The sequence below is a fragment of the Ignavibacteriales bacterium genome (assembly GCA_026390575.1).
Classification (GTDB): Bacteria; Bacteroidota; Ignavibacteria; order UBA10030; family UBA10030; genus Fen-1298.
Genome location: JAPLFR010000016.1, coordinates 23,938 through 41,300, shown reverse-complemented (window position 1 = coordinate 41,300; position 17,363 = coordinate 23,938). Strand labels below are relative to the sequence as shown.

The following is a 17,363-nucleotide window of genomic DNA, read 5'->3' as shown; positions in this document are numbered from 1 at the left end:
CGTGGAAAAAGCTGGCATAAAAATTTTTGATGCGTGTCCTCATTGCGGAGAAAAGCTAAGCCCATGGCAGCAAGTGCTGTTGAGTGTAGATCGCTCGTTGATGTGTAAGAACTGCTGGTACAGAATTATTCTGGATCGACGGGATGGATTAGATAAAAGAGACGGTCATTCTATAGAACGACAGGAGGATTAAATAATGGCTTCGTATAATTCATTCGATGTACTTCAACAGCAAGTGGCAGAAGCCGCTAAAATTCTCAATCTAGATCATGCGACCACTGAATTGCTTATGTGGCCTCAGCGGGAGTATAAATTTACCATTCCGGTCCGTATGGACAATGGAGAAGTCAAGATATTCCATGGGTATCGCATCCAATATAATTCTGCGCGCGGGCCTGCGAAAGGCGGCATCCGATTTCATCCGGATGAAACAGCCGATTCGATACGGGCACTTTCAGGATGGATGACATGGAAAACATCGGTCTTGGATCTCCCGCTCGGAGGTGCAAAAGGCGGGGTGGTCTGTAATCCGCGTAAAATGTCTGAGCGAGAGTTGGAGAATTTATCTCGCGCATACGTTCGTGCTGTTGTTCAATACATTGGTGTAGATAAAGACGTACCTGCTCCCGACGTCTATACAAATCCGCAAACAATGGCATGGATGATGGATGAATATGAAACACTTATGCAAGTTCATCATCCCGGTGTTTTTACAGATAAACCACAGCAGATTGGCGGTACAGAAGGTCGTCGCGATGCAACCGCTCGAGGAGGCGCTGTCGCAGTCCGTGAGGCATGCAAAGTACTTGGAGTTGACCCGACCGGTACATTTGCGATTCAAGGTTTTGGAAATGCCGGCCAACGAACAGCATTGCTGCATCCTGAACTTCTTGGCGGTGGAAAATTGATTGCTGTTTGTGATTCACGCGGCGGCATCTTGAATCCGGATGGAATGAATCCGAAAGAACTTGTTACGCACAAACTGAAAACGGGATCTGTTGTCGGCTTTCCAGGCACACGGAGTATTCCCCGTGATTTGGTTCTCGAACTCGAAGTGAATGTTCTCTATCCGGCAGCGCTTGAGAATTCCATCAATGAAGATAATATGGAACGTATCAAAGCAAAAATTGTGTGCGAGTTGGCAAACGGTCCCACAACTCCAGAAGCCGATCTTTTTCTCAATAAACACGGCATTCACGTGATTCCTGATATTCTTGCCAGTGCCGGCGGTGTGACTGTATCATACTTTGAAATGGTGCAAGATAAGAGTTCCTTCTTCTGGGATGAAGCGACTGTCCATGATCGGCTTGACGAAAAGATGCGAAAAGCGTATCACACAGTTCAGGAAGCTATTCGAGAGAAGAAAGTCCATCCAAGATTAGCGGCTATGGTTGTCGGTGTAGCACGTGTTGCAGAAGCCTGTAAATTGCGAGGTTGGGTTTAAAACAGCAATAAATAAGATTACTTTTTTATTCCAATCTTGTTATGAAGATGCTATCATCTGCTAAAAACTTGTGAAGGATTACCTCTGGAAAAACCTATTCCCGGGTAGAACGATCCCGATCCCGTAAAGAAAAGTACCAGGGGAGCAATTTGTTCTCGATTGCGTACAGCGTCAACTCGACGTTATTGTGGAGCTTCATTTTTTCAAGAATCCGTGCACGATAGGTTGTGACTGTCTTTTCGCTGATCAATAATTCGCCGGCAATATCTTTGAGCGATTTACCGGAGGCGAGCATCCGCATGACGTGAAATTCGCGGTTGGAAAGTGTGACATGAGGAAGTTTCGGCGTGTTCGTTTCAAGAGCGACCGCCATCTCTTCCGCTAATTTTGAACTTATATAATGCCTCCCTGTAGAGACTTTGCGGATGGCAGAAATTAATTCTTCAGGAGCGCTTTCTTTTGTGATATATCCCAATGCACCTGCCTTCATCATACGCACAGCATACTGATCTTCTGGATGCATGCTTAAAACCAACACAGCAAGTTCCGGCTTCAATTTTTTAATTTCACTAAGCAGTTCAGGGCCGCTTCTCCCGGGGAGCGAAATATCGAGGAGAACGACATCAAGTTTATGCTGGAGAACTTTTGCTATCACTTCTTGACCACTGCCGGCTTCGTCCACAACACGCATATCGGAATGTTTTGCGAGAATCTGTTTCAACCCTTCGCGAAACATTGCATGATCGTCAACAATCAGGATGCGGATCACTTCTGTTTCTCCGACGTCAGGGGGAATCGAACAGTAATGATAGTACCAAACCCTGTCGTGCCTTCAATCTCCACAATGCCGTGCCAGTACTGAGCCCGTTCGCGAATGCCGATCAAACCGAATGATTTTGGGTCGTTCTTTTCTTCGGATGTGATTCCGCGCCCATTGTCGTGTACCTGCAGTTCGAGTGCATCGTCTTTCTGGTACAGATGAACCATAACATGTGTAGCACCGGAGTGGCGTGTAATGTTTGTTAATGTTTCTTGAAATATGCGAAACATATCCGTAGAAATTTCCTGGTTGATGTTCATCTCTTCTGGTTTCAACAACACTTCGCAGACAATTCCTGTTCGTTTTTGAAAATCGTTTGCCTGCCATTCAATGGCGGCGGTGAGGCCAAGATCATCTAATAACCCGGGACGCAGTTTTGTGATAATGCTTTTCACCGTATGAATGGTGACATCGACCTGATCTTTTAAAGATTGAATACGGTCGGTCGCTGCTGAGGCATCGTTCAAAACTTCTTCATGTAAGAGCGACAGCTCAAGTTTGATGGTCGTGAGTGCTTGACCGAGTTCATCGTGAATCTCACGTGCGATGCTTTTCCGTTCTTCTTCACGTGCAGCTTGAAGATAGGCAGAAAGATCACGGAATTGTTCGTATGATTCTTTCTTTTGTTCTATGGTTATTTGGCTTTTCATGATGTTATGATAGGAAGAAAAGAGCAAAAGCCCAACTGCATGTTGAATCAGCTTGCTAAAATATTAGTGATAAGCAGTGCCTCTGTATTACGCTCTTCAACCATGCCATTCATTTGTACCGGATCAAACAGCATTTTGTTCATACGAGCGGCTCACGGCATCACTCGCCAAAATCCAGCACAGAAGCCAGCAGAGCCATTCGTATTAAAACACCATTCTTGGTCTGGCGGTAGTACGCCGCACGAGGATCGGCGTCGACTATCGGTGAAATTTCATTGAGTCGCGGCAACGGGTGCATAAGAATTGCATGGGATTGCATGAGCTTCATGACCTCTTCATCAATGAAATAACGCTTGAATGGTTTTTCTATTGAAGCCGCTGGAATTTTTTCTTCTTCAATGCGTGTCATATACACGACATCAACTTCCGGAAGAATCTTATTGAAATCGCTTTCCAATGTGTACCAAACATTGTGGCGATTCAGATAGTCGAGTATGTCTTGTTTCATTTGAAGTGTCGGCGGGGCAACGAAATAGATTTTCACTCGTTCGTACTTTCCAAGTAAATACGCAAGCGAACGAACCGTGCGACCGTCTAATAAATTACCAACGAGAGCAACTTTAACGCCATCAATCGTTTTGATTTCTTTGTAGATGGTATATAGATCAAGCAGCGCTTGTGTCGGATGCTGACCGCCTTTGCCGTCGCCGGCGTTAATGATGGGGATAGAAGATACCTCGGCTGCTCGTTTGACACCGCCTACCTGATTATGCCGGAGGACGATCACATCTGCATAATTACCGACGACACGAATAGTGTCTTCCAATGATTCACCGTACGAGACAGAAGAAAAATCCTGTGCGCGTTCGGTTGACATAATCTTGCCGCCAAGCCGCAGCATTGCAGATTCGAATGAGAACCGTGTCCGTGTTGATGGTTCATAAAATAATGACGCCATAATTTTGTGCTGGTAATCTAATGTGCCGCCGCGCGCAACAACGTGTTCCATCTGATCAGCAAGACTAAAGAACTCGTTTAGTTTTGGCAAGTTGAATTGTTGAGATTCGATGATATGTTGGAGTTTCATAGATAGTTATCCTTCATTCAATTCTACTTTCGATTGACAAGAAGCCCAATCACAATCCCGCCAATTATTCCAAATCCAAGTATGGGTCCGTACACCCCGGTGATGATTGCATCCGGCAAGCTTAGCAGTAAACCTATAAGTAATCCGATTGCCCAGCCGGGAAGCGGTAATGCAGTGTTAGGGATGAGGAAGCCGATAGCAAATCGATTGATGAACGCGCCAGCAATAGCGAGATTGCGATCCGGTAAATTCATAAAGAACATCGGAGTGATGTCGATGATACCGAACGCAAGTCCTGCAATTATTCCTGTTTTGATGCGTGACATTTCTCTCCTCAGTGGTGTTATTTTGTTATCCTTGTTCCCGCTTCGCCGTCGAGTGCGGCAATGAGATGCTCCGGATCGGTAATCGTAACCATTTTACCGCCGTTGTTGAGAAAATCCAGTGCTGCTTCAATCTTCGGTCTCATACTTCCTTCGCTAAACTGTCCGTCAGCGAAATGTTTCTTCGCTTCCGCCACTGTGATGCCGCGTAATTTTTGCTGATTCGGTTTCTTGTAATTGATGTATACTTCCGGTACCTCGGTAGAAATAATAAAATGTTCGATGCCTAATCTCGCGGCAAGCAAAGCTGATGCGCGGTCTTTATCAATCACCGCTTCAATGCCTTTCATTTCACTATTTTCAAAAATCACAGGAATACCACCGCCGCCGACTGCAACGACGACGATGTTGCGTTCGAGACACCCTTTGATGACTTCAAGTTCGACGATGTCTTTCGGAAGCGGCGAAGCGACGACACGCCGATAACCGCGAGCAGCATCTTCAATAATATTCCATCCCAGCTCTTTTCGTTTGCGTTCTGCAGTCTCTTTGGAATAGAACGGGCCAATTGGCTTGGTTGGACGCTGGAATGCAAGATCATTTTTATCAACAACCACTTGTGTTACGATAGTCACTACCGGACGATTGATTCCGTGTTTCCGAAACGCTATCTGCATGGAATTTTGTAACGCGAATCCAATCTCGCCTTGCGTCATTGCGACACAGATATCCAGCGGAAGAGTGTACGTTTGAGAAGAGCCGGCTTCCGAGCGCAACAACTGTGCGCCGACTTGCGGACCATTCCCATGTGTGACAACAAGCGAATATCCGCGTGCGGCAATTCCAGCGATAACCTCAGCTGTGAGTCTAGCGTTTTCGCGTTGTTCGGCTATTGTTCCGCGTTGTCCCGCGCGAATGAGCGAGTTTCCGCCGACTGCCACCAGTATGGAGTTTTTCACGACTCTGTCCCTTCAACAACGTGTAGAGAATTGCCTTTTGTGTGTGAAGCCGATTTTCTGCTTCATCAAAAACAATGGACTGCGGCGAATCCATCACTTCATCCGTCACTTCCTCTCCACGATGCGCCGGCAAGCAATGCATAAAAACAGCAGTTGGTTTAGCATTCTTCAACAATTCTGCGTTCACTTGGAATCCGGAAAATGCTTTCATCTTTGTTTCACGGTCAGCCTCTTGTCCCATACTCACCCACACGTCTGTGTATATAACATCCGCATCGCGTACACCTTCAGCTGGATTTGATGAGAATTCGATTCTTGCGCCAGTCGATGCGGCAATTTCTTTTGCACGATTTATGACGTTTGTATCCGGCAGAAGCCCGGCTGGAGTAACAGCCGTAAAATTCATTCCAACTTTTGCCGCCAACAGCATAAGCGAATGACATACGTTGTTACCGTCGCCAACCCACGCAAATTTCTTTCCTTGGAAAGAGCCGAGATGCTCTTGAATGGTGAAAAAATCTCCAACCGCCTGACAAGGATGCTCGAAGTCCGTCAGCGCGTTTATGATGCTCGCCTTGGCACACTGAGCAAGATCGTCAACATCTTTCTGCGCAAATGTGCGAATGACAACTGCATCCACCCAGCGTTCGAGATTCTTTGCAACATCATAAATCGATTCGCGCTTGCCAAGACTGATATCTGCATTCGTAAGATACACTGTATTCGCGCCGAGTTGTTTGATACCGATTTCAAACGTCACATGGGTGCGAAGCGATTGTTTTTCAAAAATCAACGCAACGGATTTACCTTCCAATGATTTCGAAAACTTTTTTGGATTCGCTTTCATTCTCTTCGACAAGGCGAGGATTTGGAGCAACTCTTTTCCTGACCAATCGGCGATTGTGAGAAAATCTCGTTTCATTATTACGTCTCCTTCGTAGGGACACAGCATGCTGTGTCCCTACATTTAATGTTATTTCAATCCATGTTTCTTCATAAAGCCGGTCAAAATCTCATTCAAATTTGGTTTTGCGATTTCGTCCAGCTCGTAATAAATACGCGTGCTTGGTTTGTTGATCTTGATGATACGGCGAAGGTCAATCGGTGTGCCGATGATGACAGAATCGCATTCAACTTTGTTGATCGTCGTTTCCAGATCTTTGATCTGTTTTCCGCCATACCCCATTGCCGGCAGCAACGTTCCAATATGCGGATATTTCTTAAAAGTTTCAGCAATGGAATTGACGACCCACGGCCGCGGATCGACAATCTCTTTTGCACCGTATTTTCGTGCTGCAACATGACCGGCTCCGTATGTCATCTCACCGTGCGTCAAGGTTGGCCCATCTTCCACAACGAGAACGCGTTTGTTGCGGATAACAGATTCGTCATCCACGCTTATAGGCGACGCCGCTTCAATGATGATTGCTTTCGGATTAAGGCTGACGATGTTCTTCCGAACAATATCAATATTGATGCGTGATGAAGTATCAATTTTATTAATGATGACAACATCGGCAAGATGAATGTTTACCGTTCCGGGATAATAAGATATTTCGTGCCCAGCGCGATGCGGATCTGCAACTGTAATTGTGAGATCAGGTTGGTAAAACGACATATCGTTATTCCCACCATCCCATACAATGACATCAGCTTCTTTTTCTGCTTCTCGCAAAATTGCTTCATAATCTACGCCGGCATATATGATCGTGCCATTGACAATATGCGGTTCGTATTCTTCCATTTCTTCGACTGTACATTTGTGTTTTTGTAAATCTTCAAGAGAAGAATATCGCTGCACTTTTTGCATGACCAAATCGCCGTATGGCATCGGATGACGGACGGCAACGACCTTCTTTCCAGCTGCGCGAAGTAATTCACATACTTTGCGTGAAGTCTGACTTTTTCCTGCTCCTGTGCGTACGGCAACAACAGCAACGACTGGAACTTTGCTCTTCAACATTGTAGGTCGAGCACCCTGCAGCTTGAAATCGGCTCCAGCCGCCACAACAAGCGCTGCTTTGCTCATCACATAATTGAACGATACATCCGAATATGCGAACACGACTTCATCGGCCTTCAATTCTTTAATGAGGCGCGGTAATTCCGATTCCGGGAAGATTGGAATACCTTTGGGATAAAGCGCGCCTGAAAGTTCTGCAGGATATTTTCGCTCTGCGATATTTGGTATTTGTGTTGCAGTAAAGGCAACAACTTCATAGCGATCGTCCGTACGGAAAACGGTATTAAAGTTATGAAAATCCCTTCCCGCAGCGCCCATAATGATCACTCTGGCACGTTTCATAATGACACCTATGTAATTTTTTATTGTGTTAAACGAATGCTGCCGCCGTTCATGTCGGTGTGAACAGCTGGGCAGTCCCGACAGCCACTGGTTGCCGGAATACAAGCAGATTGTTATAGATAAGTATTACAAATATCGTAAAGGATTATGGGAGAGTCAACGGATAGAACAGATTTCATAAAACAGAAAACGGGATAATACGTATAAAGAAAAGGTGGAGAATCTATCGAAGCAATTTATATCCTCCACCTAAAGAAGTTCAATCCACCTGTATTAGTTGATACTATTTTGATAACACGAGCTTTTTCGTCTCAGTAAATACACCCATTTGCACACGATAAAAGTAAATCCCGCTTGGCATTCCTGTCGCTTTCCATTGCACAGTATAACTGCCTGCCGGTTTCTTCTCGTTCACTAATGTTGTTACTTCTTTTCCAAGCATATCGAAGATGCTCAACTTCACGTTGCCATTAACTGATAACTGATAACTGATAGCTGTTGTCGGATTGAATGGATTCGGGTAATTTTGCTCCAGTCGAAAGCCTTCAGGATGCATCGTGGATTTATCAACGGATGTCGCAGTGCTACTCAATTCGATTGACGCCGCGGGTTTTACAATAAGTTTATGCGGTGATGTAAATCGTGCTACACATGCATCGCTATAAGTATCCGGTGGAGGCATAGTATGGATTGGTATATCGTACTTTGCCTGGATCATTGCGGATGCTTGCGTTGCTTCTTCAGGAGTCATTGTATAAATACCATCCATAGGCAGAAGAGCGTACGATATATTTTGACTAGCAAGATCAGCCATTTCGGTAATTTTTCCAGTGTCGCCAGCGTGATAGAGTTTGATACCATCAAATTCAATCACATATCCGACACAACTGCTTTTTGGATGATTAGCGTTGTATGCCGCCACTGCTGTGATTTTAATATTCCCGATCGTAAAACTCTGATAAGCGCCGCTCTGTATCGCGTTAGCGCTTCGAATAACCTGGCAGGTCGCTCTTTGTTTTACACGAGTGAGATCATTGTGATCCGAATGTTCGTGAGTGACAAGAATAACATCGGCTGAATCTGCGAACTCATTCACATTATAAGGATCGATATAGATCACTTTCCCCTCCAAAGTCTTAATCTTGACAAATGAATGTCCAAGATATTTGAGTGAATCTGACTTGCCAAGGGTATTTCGCGCCATGGCGTTATTAATATACCCGCATATGATGAACATATAGAAACAGAGAGTCATACCGAGTATACGAATTTTGTAATTCCGGTTCATGGTTTTTCCGTCCAAATTATTTAATTGAAGTTGAGTGATTGAATACCAACCTAAGATATATAAACATTGTTCGAGAATCGTCCTTCTTTATAGAGAAGGACATATAGATCGTGCCCAACATCGATTAGCGGGAAATAAGGTGCTTTTTGAATTCCGATGGAATCATTCCGGTATTTCTTTTAAAAGCAGAATAGAACGCTGATTTGGAATTAAAACCAGAATCGAACCCGATAGCGAGAATAGTCAAATAGTCATTCTTGGTGTCAGCGAATCGCTTTTTTACTTCATCAACTCTGTATTCATTAACAAAGTCGTAAAAGTTCTTGCCGAGTTTTTCATTGATTACTTGCGAAACATAATACACCGGCAGATCCATTTTCTCGGCAACATCTCCTATTTTCAGATCACTTTTTAAGAATATTTTTTCGCTATTCATCAATGCCTGGAGCTTCTTCACATACTCTGTTATCTCGTTCTCTGTGAGAGTGGAAGTAGCATATTTCTTTTTTTCCTCTTTGTTCAGCGCCGACAATGGATCGTTCAGTGATTCTGGAAAAATAACAGGCTGGTTATACCCGAAATACCCGACAATATACATCGTGAGAATCGACAACAATGCACTGATTTCCCAAATCATACTGATTGGATACAGCGATCGTAGTGCAAATGCAAGCCAAAGGAAAATAAAAATGACGAGTAATCGTTTCAGCCAATTGAGATTGAGCCGCTCGATGAAAGAAAAGTTGTTCTTTATATATTTGGAATGTTGATAGAGTAGTTTTATAGAATAAACTATATAGATGAAGATTTGTGCTATCGTGATGATGTAAAAAGTTTTGGGAATGATAAACTTGTGATTCTGGAATGCATCCAAAATCAATTGGAATTTTTCCTGTTCATTTAAAATGTATACAGGTAAAAAATAGATATAGAATGCCGTTGCAGGAATAAAATGTATAAGAAGTTTTACACTGAACTTCCAATTGATATTGGTCAGGGATTTCACATAAAAATAAACAAATGGACCGAGGAGTAATATCAATGGATTGACCACCATGATCATATTCGGAACCTGCAGAATTAATCGCGTTTGCATGAGAAAATCCCAAATCTGAACAATGGAGAAGAGGAATATCAATAGGGAAAGAAATTTGTTTGCCCTGGTATTCCCTTTTGGGGAGAGGAAAATAATCAAGGAGAGAAAAAAGCCTATTGATATGGCAATGATAAAAATAAAACTCAGAGGTGTAAGATTCGGATGAGGAACATCCATCAATAACATCATTGTATGTTTAATATTATAAATATATGATTAACTCACTCACGTTACGAAAAGAAGTTATATTCCAAAACCCAATGCTCAAAAAAACAAACAATTCGTAAATATCAAATTCCAAAGTGCTGAAATTAGGTTATAGCAGATATTGTGTATTGATATTTGTTTGTGATTTGTCCGTTTGTTCTTTGAATTTTAATATTTTGTGTAACAATAGTAAGAAAAATAACAGGGGTATAAGGATGTTTCTCTCTCCATTTGTTATAACTATCACCAACCTTAGTGAGCAGCTATTTCTTGAAAGGATATACAAATATTATAGCCGAAAATCAAATAATAAAGTGTGCTCGTCTTAACTATTGAAAGGATGATAACGTAATGTCTTTAAAAAGTTATGAAATATAGTCAATTACTCAAATGCTCATCTTCTCATCAGCGTTTCTTGCATCTCCCGCCATCGCTCGTTATATTGATTTAAGATTTATCAACCTGTGGAGTGAAATAACGGCGATTGCAGAATATTTTAATCGTTCGAACCGACCGCATTGGAGATGTAATCCTTACGCTCCCTACAATCGAAGTGCTGAAGTTAAATTTCCCGAATGCACATATTGCAATGTTGTTGAGTTCGTATACCGCGAGCTTAGTGGAAGGCATTGCGGACGTTCTTACTTATAATAGAGAAAGAGCGCTGAAGCCATTCTTTGAGATGCTGGCGGAACTTCGCCGCGCGCGATTTGATGCGGCTGTGGTTGCATTTCCACGATTCCGCATTGCTCTTTTATTATGGCTGGCCGGAATTCCACTTCGAATTGGAACCGGGTACCGGTGGTATTCGTTTTTATTCAATCGAAAAATCTTTGAGCACCGTAAAACCGTTGAGAAGCATGAAGCGGAATACAATGTTTCGCTCTTAAGAGGTTTGGGATGTACAGTATCGTCGATTCCCGATGTAAAGCTTGTAATCTCTCAACAGGAAAGAAAAACAGTCTCTGATATTCGTCATTCAATGGGAATTTCGGAGGCCGACAATTTAGTATTGTTGCACCCCGGCAGTGGCGGTTCAGCGCGTGATTGGAAACCGGAAAACTTTGCCCAACTTGCCGCTGAATTGAAGAAAAAGGGATTTCTTGTCGTTATTACAGGAGGGATTTCTGAAAAAGAGCTTGTGTGCAGCGTAACACGGAACGCTGGGGAAGGTGTGAAGTCGTTCATCAGTGATCTCAGTTTAAAAGAGTTTGCAGCATTCATTCAAACGGCACAATTGTTTGTGGCGAACTCCACGGGTCCGTTGCACATTGCGGCAGCAGTTGGAACTCCCGTCATAGGGTTCTATGCTCCGGTGCATGTGATGAGCCCGAAGCGTTGGGGACCATTGACTGACAAGAAAGTAATCTTCGTTCCCGATCCAGCTTTATGTCCACAGTGCAAAGGCGGCGAGTGTACAGGTAACAAATGTATGGAGCAGATTGAAGTGGATCAGGTCGTGGAATCGGCGGTAAAACTAATAACTGGTAATGAGTAACGAATGTCCTATAGAAAACATCATGCTTATAACAGTCTGGTGCGATATAAGAAATACAGATGGAGGTTTTTTAAGTGAAAACAATCCATAACATTATTATCCTTATTCTTTTTCCATTTACCATCACGTTTACTCAAGTGCAGGAATCCGGGCAGGTAAAGTCCGTAGACTCTCTTCGCGATCTTAATCAAATTGCTTTTACACGGGGTGAGCGTTTAGTGTACGACGTTGGATATAGTTTTATCACGGCGGCCGAGGCGGTATTTTCTATTCCAGAGATTCAGACAATCAGTGAGAGAGAATGTTATCAAGTGCTATTTACAGTGAATACTACTAAGACTTTCTCATTCTTTTATAAAGTTGATGATCGCTATGAAACGATGATTGATAAAAAAGGAATTTTTCCGTGGCGGTATTCGCAGCGCATACGTGAGGGAAAATACAGCAACGATTTCGCCGCTGAGTTCGATCAGCTTCATAACGTAGCGACGACAAAAGAAGGTCGTTATCCGATTCCCCCCTATGTGCATGATGTAGTTTCAGCCATGTTTTACTACCGGACGATGGACTTTTCAAAATCCCGCCCGGGTCAAAAAGAGTATTTACAAAACTTTACAAAAGATAAGACATATCAACTTGCAGTAAAGTTCATTGGGTACCAGCAAATTTCTGTAGATGCAGGAACCTTTGACTGTGTGGTAGTGGAACCACTTATTATGGAAGGCGGTCTCTTCAAGAGTGAGGGGCGTATAATTATCTGGATGACGAATGATGAACGCAAGATCCCGGTGAAGGTGAGCACGAAAGTACCTATTGGATCAATAGATGCTGAGTTGCGGGAATATTCAGGAATCAATGGACCGATTAAGGCAAAGGTAAAATAAACTAAAATCATGCCAATGAGATGCTGGGCACCTTACGCGAGAGCTGGATAGTGAGGAGATAGACATCTTAGACAATCCGCGGCATAACAGGCACAGAAAATCATGTCAAAATATAAACAAATAGATGTTACCGGTGTTAAAACGATTTCCATTAAGGGACGTAAAAGCAAAGTAACGCCGAAAGATTTTGCTCGACCGCTCGACGCAACGCATGCAAGCTTCAAGGACTTTGTTGATTCACTGCCGCACATTCTTATCGCCGAAGAACTGAGGAATTTGGTGAACGACATAGTCCGCGCTCGCAAAAATAATAAACCTGTCATACTCATGATGGGAGCGCATGTTATAAAGGTCGGACTTTCACCGCTTATTGTTGATTTACTCAACCATGGTATTATCACCCATGTGGCGATGAACAGCGCGGCTTCAATTCACGATGTTGAAACAGCGATGTGGGGAAAGACTTCGGAAGATGTTGCGGTGAATTTGATGGATGGAACATTTGGTATGTCAAAAGAAACCGGTGACTTCATCAACCATGCCCTTACGAAGGGAATGAAAGAATCAGACGCCGGTTATGGCGAAACGCTCGGGAAGAAAATTATTGCACTGAAGGCACGAAATATAAGCTTGAGTATTCTTGCCATGTGCTACAAACTTGATATTCCGATAACTGTGCACGCGGCGATTGGTACGGATATCATTCATCAACTGGCGACGATGGATGGCGCTGCAACAGGCGAGTTGAGTTATCGCGATTTTAAAGTGTTTGTGAACTCCATAAAAAATCTGATTAATGGCGGCGTCGTACTCAACTTTGGATCTGCAGTAATCATGCCGGAGGTTTTTTTGAAAGCGCTCACTGTTGCGCGAAATCTCGGCTACAAAGCAAAAGGATTTTCTACCGCGAACTTCGATATGATACGCCAATACCGGCCTCAAATGAATGTTGTCGAACGGCCGACGCAAAAATTTGGACGGGGGTACAACTTCACGGGGCATCATGAAATTATGTTTCCACTGTTTGCCGCAATGATCAAAGCTCAACTTTCTGCCAGATGATAGAACCGAACGAACAGATTCCAGAATCAGCAGATAATGAACAATTCGCTGCTGATAAACTTTCTTTTGTTGATCGACATGCGATCCATCCGCTTATTTTTGCATTCGCTTCATTAGTTTTTGTGTTTCTTCTCTATCAAGTCGGCGGTGGTGTGCTGACGTATCTCATTACAGGTGCAACATCTATTACACGCGCCAATGTTTGGACAATGCGCTGGCTAACGCTCACCGGACAACTGTGTTTCATCCTAATTCCTACATTTCTCCTCGCGCGGTTGTTTGCCACTCGCTTACGTGAAGTGTTTCAATTCAGAGTTCCGGGACTGCGCGAATCGACACTTGCACTCTTAGCACTTTTTTCATTGCAGCGTGTATTTGAAGCTTATATGTTTTTCCAGGAACGCGTTCCGATGCCGGAAATACTTCGTGAAATCGTCGAACCAATTAAAAAAATGTTTGAGGAATTGACGAAAGTTCTGGTGCGCGCCGATTCTCCAATAGAACTGTTGGCTGTCATTTTGGTTGTCGCGGTTGTGCCGGCCATTGTAGAAGAACTGCTGTTTCGCGGACTTATTCAAAAAATATTTGAACGATTAATGTCGCCCGTCGTATCGGCAGTGCTGGCAGGAACAATCTTCGGATTGTACCACCTCAATCCGTTTGAAATTGTTCCGCTCGTGGGATTAGGCGTATTTTTTGGATTGCTACGATATCGTTCGCAAAGTCTGTTAGTGCCGATCGCTGCGCATTTTTTCAATAACCTTATGGCAGTGCTTGCTTCCTATTACGGTATACAGGATGATAATCTCATGGCAGCCGCGCAGATGACATCCAGTGTGCCTATCATGATATTCGATTTAATAGGTTTTGGATTGCTCTTTTTTTTAACATTTGTTCTTTATCTTCGTCTCACACACGATAGTTCTCGGCGGATTCATTCATGAAGACAAGACACACATGCAAGAATTGTTCAACACAACTCCAAGCCAGACAGAAGTTCTGCGGTGTGTGTGGTGCGCTCAGCGACTCGAGCGAAGAAATAATTGTTACTATTGAATGTGAAACACATCCAGATCGTTGTGCAGTCGGGCTTTGTGTTGTCTGCGGCAGATCGGTTTGTTCCGAATGCGAAGTGAAAAGCGGCGAGAAGATTTTGTGTGCTAATCCGGAACATAGAAATTTGCTTCAAGAGTGGACCGTGTTGCATCGGCCAGCTTCGGAGTTTGAAGCGGATGCGCTCGTCCGCAATCTTGCAGACGGCGGGATCGATGCAAAATCTTTTTCACTGCATCACTATGCAGCAACATTCTGGTTGAACGAAAGTCGTGTGCTCTTGTTTGTGAGAAACTCGGAAAGTGAAAAAGCAAAAGCACTTCTTGAAGAATTGAACCTGATCGCTCATTCATAATTGATTCCGGTTCATTGTCTATTGGGTATTCACCACTCTTAATGATTACTGAACTATGACAAAATTCGAAAGTTTGTCCACACGCGTGCTCGTCGCGCTCATCGCAATTCCAATTATTTTATGGCTGACAATGTTAGGCGGGTATTACTTCTTCTTCCTTATGACCGTCATCTCATCGCTTACCTTATATGAATTCTACGGGCTTGCAGAAGCTAAAGGTGCGGCACCGCTGAAAACTCTCGGGCTTATTGCCGGAGTTATTGTCAATGCTGTGTTTGTCTATGAGCGGTTTCAAGTAGATATCTACCAATTTATCCTTAGTCATTTCAACATTCATCTTGCGATGTTTTCGCAGCATCAACTGCTTACGGTTGTAGTACTGAAACTTTTATTGCTGACGATGCTCATTGAACTATTCCGTACGAAAGCTTCGCCGATAACCAATATTGCAACGACAATATCAGGTGTGATGATCGTCTCGCTCTGCTTCGGTACACTTATTTTCTTGCGAGAATTATTTCCATACGGATTTCCTGTCTATAAGTTCTTTGCAACAGGATATGCCGATGATCTGCAGCTTGCTCAAATCAATCGTTGGGGCGGATACACGGTCATTGCCGTTTTTGCATCGATTTGGATATGCGATACGGCGGCGTACTTTGGCGGGTCGACATTTGGAAAACACCGTTTGTTCGAGAGTGTCAGTCCGAAAAAAACATGGGAAGGTGCGATCTTTGGTTTTGTCTTCGCTATTTTGACGATGGTGGCAGCAAAAATATTGGTACTTGGTTATCTTGCATTTCAGCATGCGATTATTCTTGGTGTGCTCATTGGTGTATTCGGACAACTGGGCGATCTTATCGAATCTCGTTTTAAGCGGGATGCCGGAATGAAAGATTCTTCTCAATTGATTCCGGGGCATGGAGGCTTCTACGACCGTTTCGACAGTTTGGTTTATATCTCTCCGATTGTGTATCTTTATATAGACTTTATAGTGTTGTCGTAAAAATAATCGTATAGAAAGATGTGTGTGTCTAAACAGTCGAAGATCAATGTCATTACACTCGGATGTCCAAAGAATGTTGTTGACTCGGAATACCTTCTCGGTCAATTAAAGCACAGCAGTATCCAGCTTGTTGCAAGCGCTGATGATGCCGATACGGTTATCATCAACACCTGTGGATTTATTAAGGATGCGAAGCAGGAATCCATCGACGCAATTATGGAAGCGGTGGAAAAGAAGAACCGCGGTGAGCTGAAAAAAATTGTAGTGATGGGATGCCTCTCGGAGCGATTCAAAAAAGAACTCGCGGCCGAAATTCCAGAAGTCGATTCGTTCTTTGGCACCAATCAATTGCGCGATGTGCTTACAGATCTTGACGTTCATTATAAAAGTGAATTGCTCGGCGAACGTTTTCTGACGACGCCAACACATTATGCATATTTAAAAATCTCCGAAGGCTGCGACAATCCATGTTCGTTCTGTGCAATCCCGTTGATGCGCGGGCAGCACCGAAGCAAACCGGTTGAAGAAGTTGTCCATGAGGCGCGGCTGTTGGCAGCAAGGGGCGTGAAAGAACTCATTGTCATTGGGCAAGATACAACATACTACGGATTGGATTTGTACAGCGAGCGGCAGCTTGCAAACCTTCTTGGCGCATTAAACGGTATCGATGGAATCGAATGGATCCGGCTTATGTACGCGTATCCCGCAAAATTTCCTGATGACGTCATTGAGGCGTTTAAAAAATTCCAAAAATTGTGCCGCTATATTGACATCCCAATTCAACATAATTCCGACAGCGTATTAAAATCAATGAGACGAGGCATTACGGAACGCTCAACACGGGATTTGTTGTTGCGCTTAAAGAGCGAAATATCTGGCGTTGCAATCCGCACCACGCTTATCGTCGGGTATCCAAACGAAACCGAAGATGATTTTCAAGCGTTATGCGATTTTGTGAAAGAGATGCGCTTCCATCGGCTTGGTGTCTTTACATATTCAAAGGAAGAAGGTACCGCGGCCTTTGGACTTGGCGATCCAGTTTCAGAAGAAATAAAGCAAGAGCGTCAAGCAACGATCATGGAAATCCAAAAAGATATATCTGAAAGTTACAATGAATCTTTGATCGGAAAGTCGGTGAAGGTCTTGATTGATTCTCAGGATGGAGAATTCTTTATTGGAAGAACAGAATGGGACGCGCCTGAGATCGACCAAGAAGTATTTGTGAGCAGCAGTCAGCCGTTGAAGGTGGGAACATTCCATACAGTTATTATTACCGATGCAGAGGAGTACGATTTATTTGCATCGGTGTGATCCGCATGTTGCGAG

The 17,363-nt window shown here is 43.6% G+C and carries 18 protein-coding genes; 9 read left to right on the top strand and 9 right to left on the bottom strand.

What is annotated here, in order from left to right:
• The first annotated feature begins 1 nt into the window (after window position 1).
• A complete protein-coding gene (locus NTX44_13155) occupies window positions 2–193 on the top strand; it encodes a hypothetical protein (GenBank protein ID MCX6122550.1) in 192 nt (63 codons plus the stop codon).
• Between the two features lie 3 nt (window positions 194–196).
• Window positions 197–1,444: a Glu/Leu/Phe/Val dehydrogenase gene (locus tag NTX44_13150; protein MCX6122549.1), complete on the top strand. Its 1,248-nt coding sequence runs from the start codon at window positions 197–199 to the stop codon at window positions 1,442–1,444.
• 94 nt (window positions 1,445–1,538) lie between these two features.
• Here NTX44_13150 and NTX44_13145 read toward each other — a convergent pair whose 3' ends face one another.
• The 9 genes from NTX44_13145 to NTX44_13105 all read right to left on the bottom strand — a co-directional run bounded on the left by NTX44_13145 (window position 1,539) and on the right by NTX44_13105 (window position 9,972).
• Window positions 1,539–2,213 carry a response regulator transcription factor gene (locus NTX44_13145; protein ID MCX6122548.1) on the bottom strand — a complete coding sequence of 225 codons (675 nt, stop codon included), beginning with the start codon at window positions 2,211–2,213 and terminating at the stop codon, window positions 1,539–1,541.
• Window positions 2,210–2,914: a sensor histidine kinase gene (locus NTX44_13140; GenBank protein ID MCX6122547.1), complete on the bottom strand. Its 705-nt coding sequence runs from the start codon at window positions 2,912–2,914 to the stop codon at window positions 2,210–2,212. The genes NTX44_13145 and NTX44_13140 overlap by 4 nt, the downstream gene beginning before the upstream one ends.
• 160 nt (window positions 2,915–3,074) lie before the next feature.
• The gene (gene pyrB, locus NTX44_13135; protein ID MCX6122546.1) at window positions 3,075–4,001 is read right to left on the bottom strand and encodes an aspartate carbamoyltransferase; all 927 of its coding nucleotides are present in this window, start codon (window positions 3,999–4,001) and stop codon (window positions 3,075–3,077) included.
• A 23-nt stretch (window positions 4,002–4,024) separates the two neighbouring features.
• Window positions 4,025–4,327 carry a hypothetical protein gene (locus NTX44_13130; GenBank protein ID MCX6122545.1) on the bottom strand — a complete coding sequence of 101 codons (303 nt, stop codon included), beginning with the start codon at window positions 4,325–4,327 and terminating at the stop codon, window positions 4,025–4,027.
• Between the two features lie 17 nt (window positions 4,328–4,344).
• Window positions 4,345–5,283 carry a carbamate kinase gene (arcC, locus tag NTX44_13125; GenBank protein ID MCX6122544.1) on the bottom strand — a complete coding sequence of 313 codons (939 nt, stop codon included), beginning with the start codon at window positions 5,281–5,283 and terminating at the stop codon, window positions 4,345–4,347.
• Window positions 5,192–6,205 carry an ornithine carbamoyltransferase gene (argF, locus tag NTX44_13120; GenBank protein MCX6122543.1) on the bottom strand — a complete coding sequence of 338 codons (1,014 nt, stop codon included), beginning with the start codon at window positions 6,203–6,205 and terminating at the stop codon, window positions 5,192–5,194. Before argF ends, arcC begins: the two co-directional genes overlap by 92 nt.
• 51 nt (window positions 6,206–6,256) lie before the next feature.
• Window positions 6,257–7,588, bottom strand: a complete 1,332-nt coding sequence (locus tag NTX44_13115; protein ID MCX6122542.1) for a cyclic 2,3-diphosphoglycerate synthase — start codon at window positions 7,586–7,588, stop codon at window positions 6,257–6,259.
• Between the two features lie 283 nt (window positions 7,589–7,871).
• Window positions 7,872–8,876 (bottom strand): MBL fold metallo-hydrolase, encoded by a 1,005-nt coding sequence (locus NTX44_13110; protein MCX6122541.1) that lies wholly within the window; start codon window positions 8,874–8,876, stop codon window positions 7,872–7,874.
• Window positions 8,877–9,000: 124 nt separating this feature from the next.
• On the bottom strand, window positions 9,001–9,972 hold the full coding sequence (locus NTX44_13105) for a helix-turn-helix domain-containing protein (protein ID MCX6122540.1): 972 nt from the start codon (window positions 9,970–9,972) through the stop codon (window positions 9,001–9,003).
• Between the two features lie 691 nt (window positions 9,973–10,663).
• On the opposite strand from NTX44_13105, the gene NTX44_13100 reads away from it, so the two are divergent.
• From NTX44_13100 to rimO, 7 genes are all read left to right on the top strand, one after another.
• Window positions 10,664–11,677: a glycosyltransferase family 9 protein gene (locus tag NTX44_13100; protein ID MCX6122539.1), complete on the top strand. Its 1,014-nt coding sequence runs from the start codon at window positions 10,664–10,666 to the stop codon at window positions 11,675–11,677.
• A gap of 74 nt (window positions 11,678–11,751) precedes the next feature.
• Complete coding sequence (locus tag NTX44_13095; GenBank protein MCX6122538.1) at window positions 11,752–12,561, top strand: DUF3108 domain-containing protein; 810 nt, start codon at window positions 11,752–11,754, stop codon at window positions 12,559–12,561.
• A gap of 102 nt (window positions 12,562–12,663) precedes the next feature.
• Window positions 12,664–13,623: a hypothetical protein gene (locus tag NTX44_13090; protein MCX6122537.1), complete on the top strand. Its 960-nt coding sequence runs from the start codon at window positions 12,664–12,666 to the stop codon at window positions 13,621–13,623.
• A complete protein-coding gene (locus tag NTX44_13085; protein ID MCX6122536.1) occupies window positions 13,620–14,567 on the top strand; it encodes a CPBP family intramembrane metalloprotease in 948 nt (315 codons plus the stop codon). Before NTX44_13090 ends, NTX44_13085 begins: the two co-directional genes overlap by 4 nt.
• Window positions 14,564–15,031 (top strand): hypothetical protein, encoded by a 468-nt coding sequence (locus tag NTX44_13080; protein ID MCX6122535.1) that lies wholly within the window; start codon window positions 14,564–14,566, stop codon window positions 15,029–15,031. The genes NTX44_13085 and NTX44_13080 overlap by 4 nt, the downstream gene beginning before the upstream one ends.
• A 55-nt stretch (window positions 15,032–15,086) precedes the next feature.
• Complete coding sequence (locus tag NTX44_13075; protein ID MCX6122534.1) at window positions 15,087–16,037, top strand: phosphatidate cytidylyltransferase; 951 nt, start codon at window positions 15,087–15,089, stop codon at window positions 16,035–16,037.
• 18 nt (window positions 16,038–16,055) lie between these two features.
• Entirely contained in the window at window positions 16,056–17,348 is a 1,293-nt protein-coding gene (gene rimO / locus NTX44_13070; GenBank protein MCX6122533.1) for a 30S ribosomal protein S12 methylthiotransferase RimO, read from the top strand.
• Window positions 17,349–17,363: the final 15 nt, after the last annotated feature.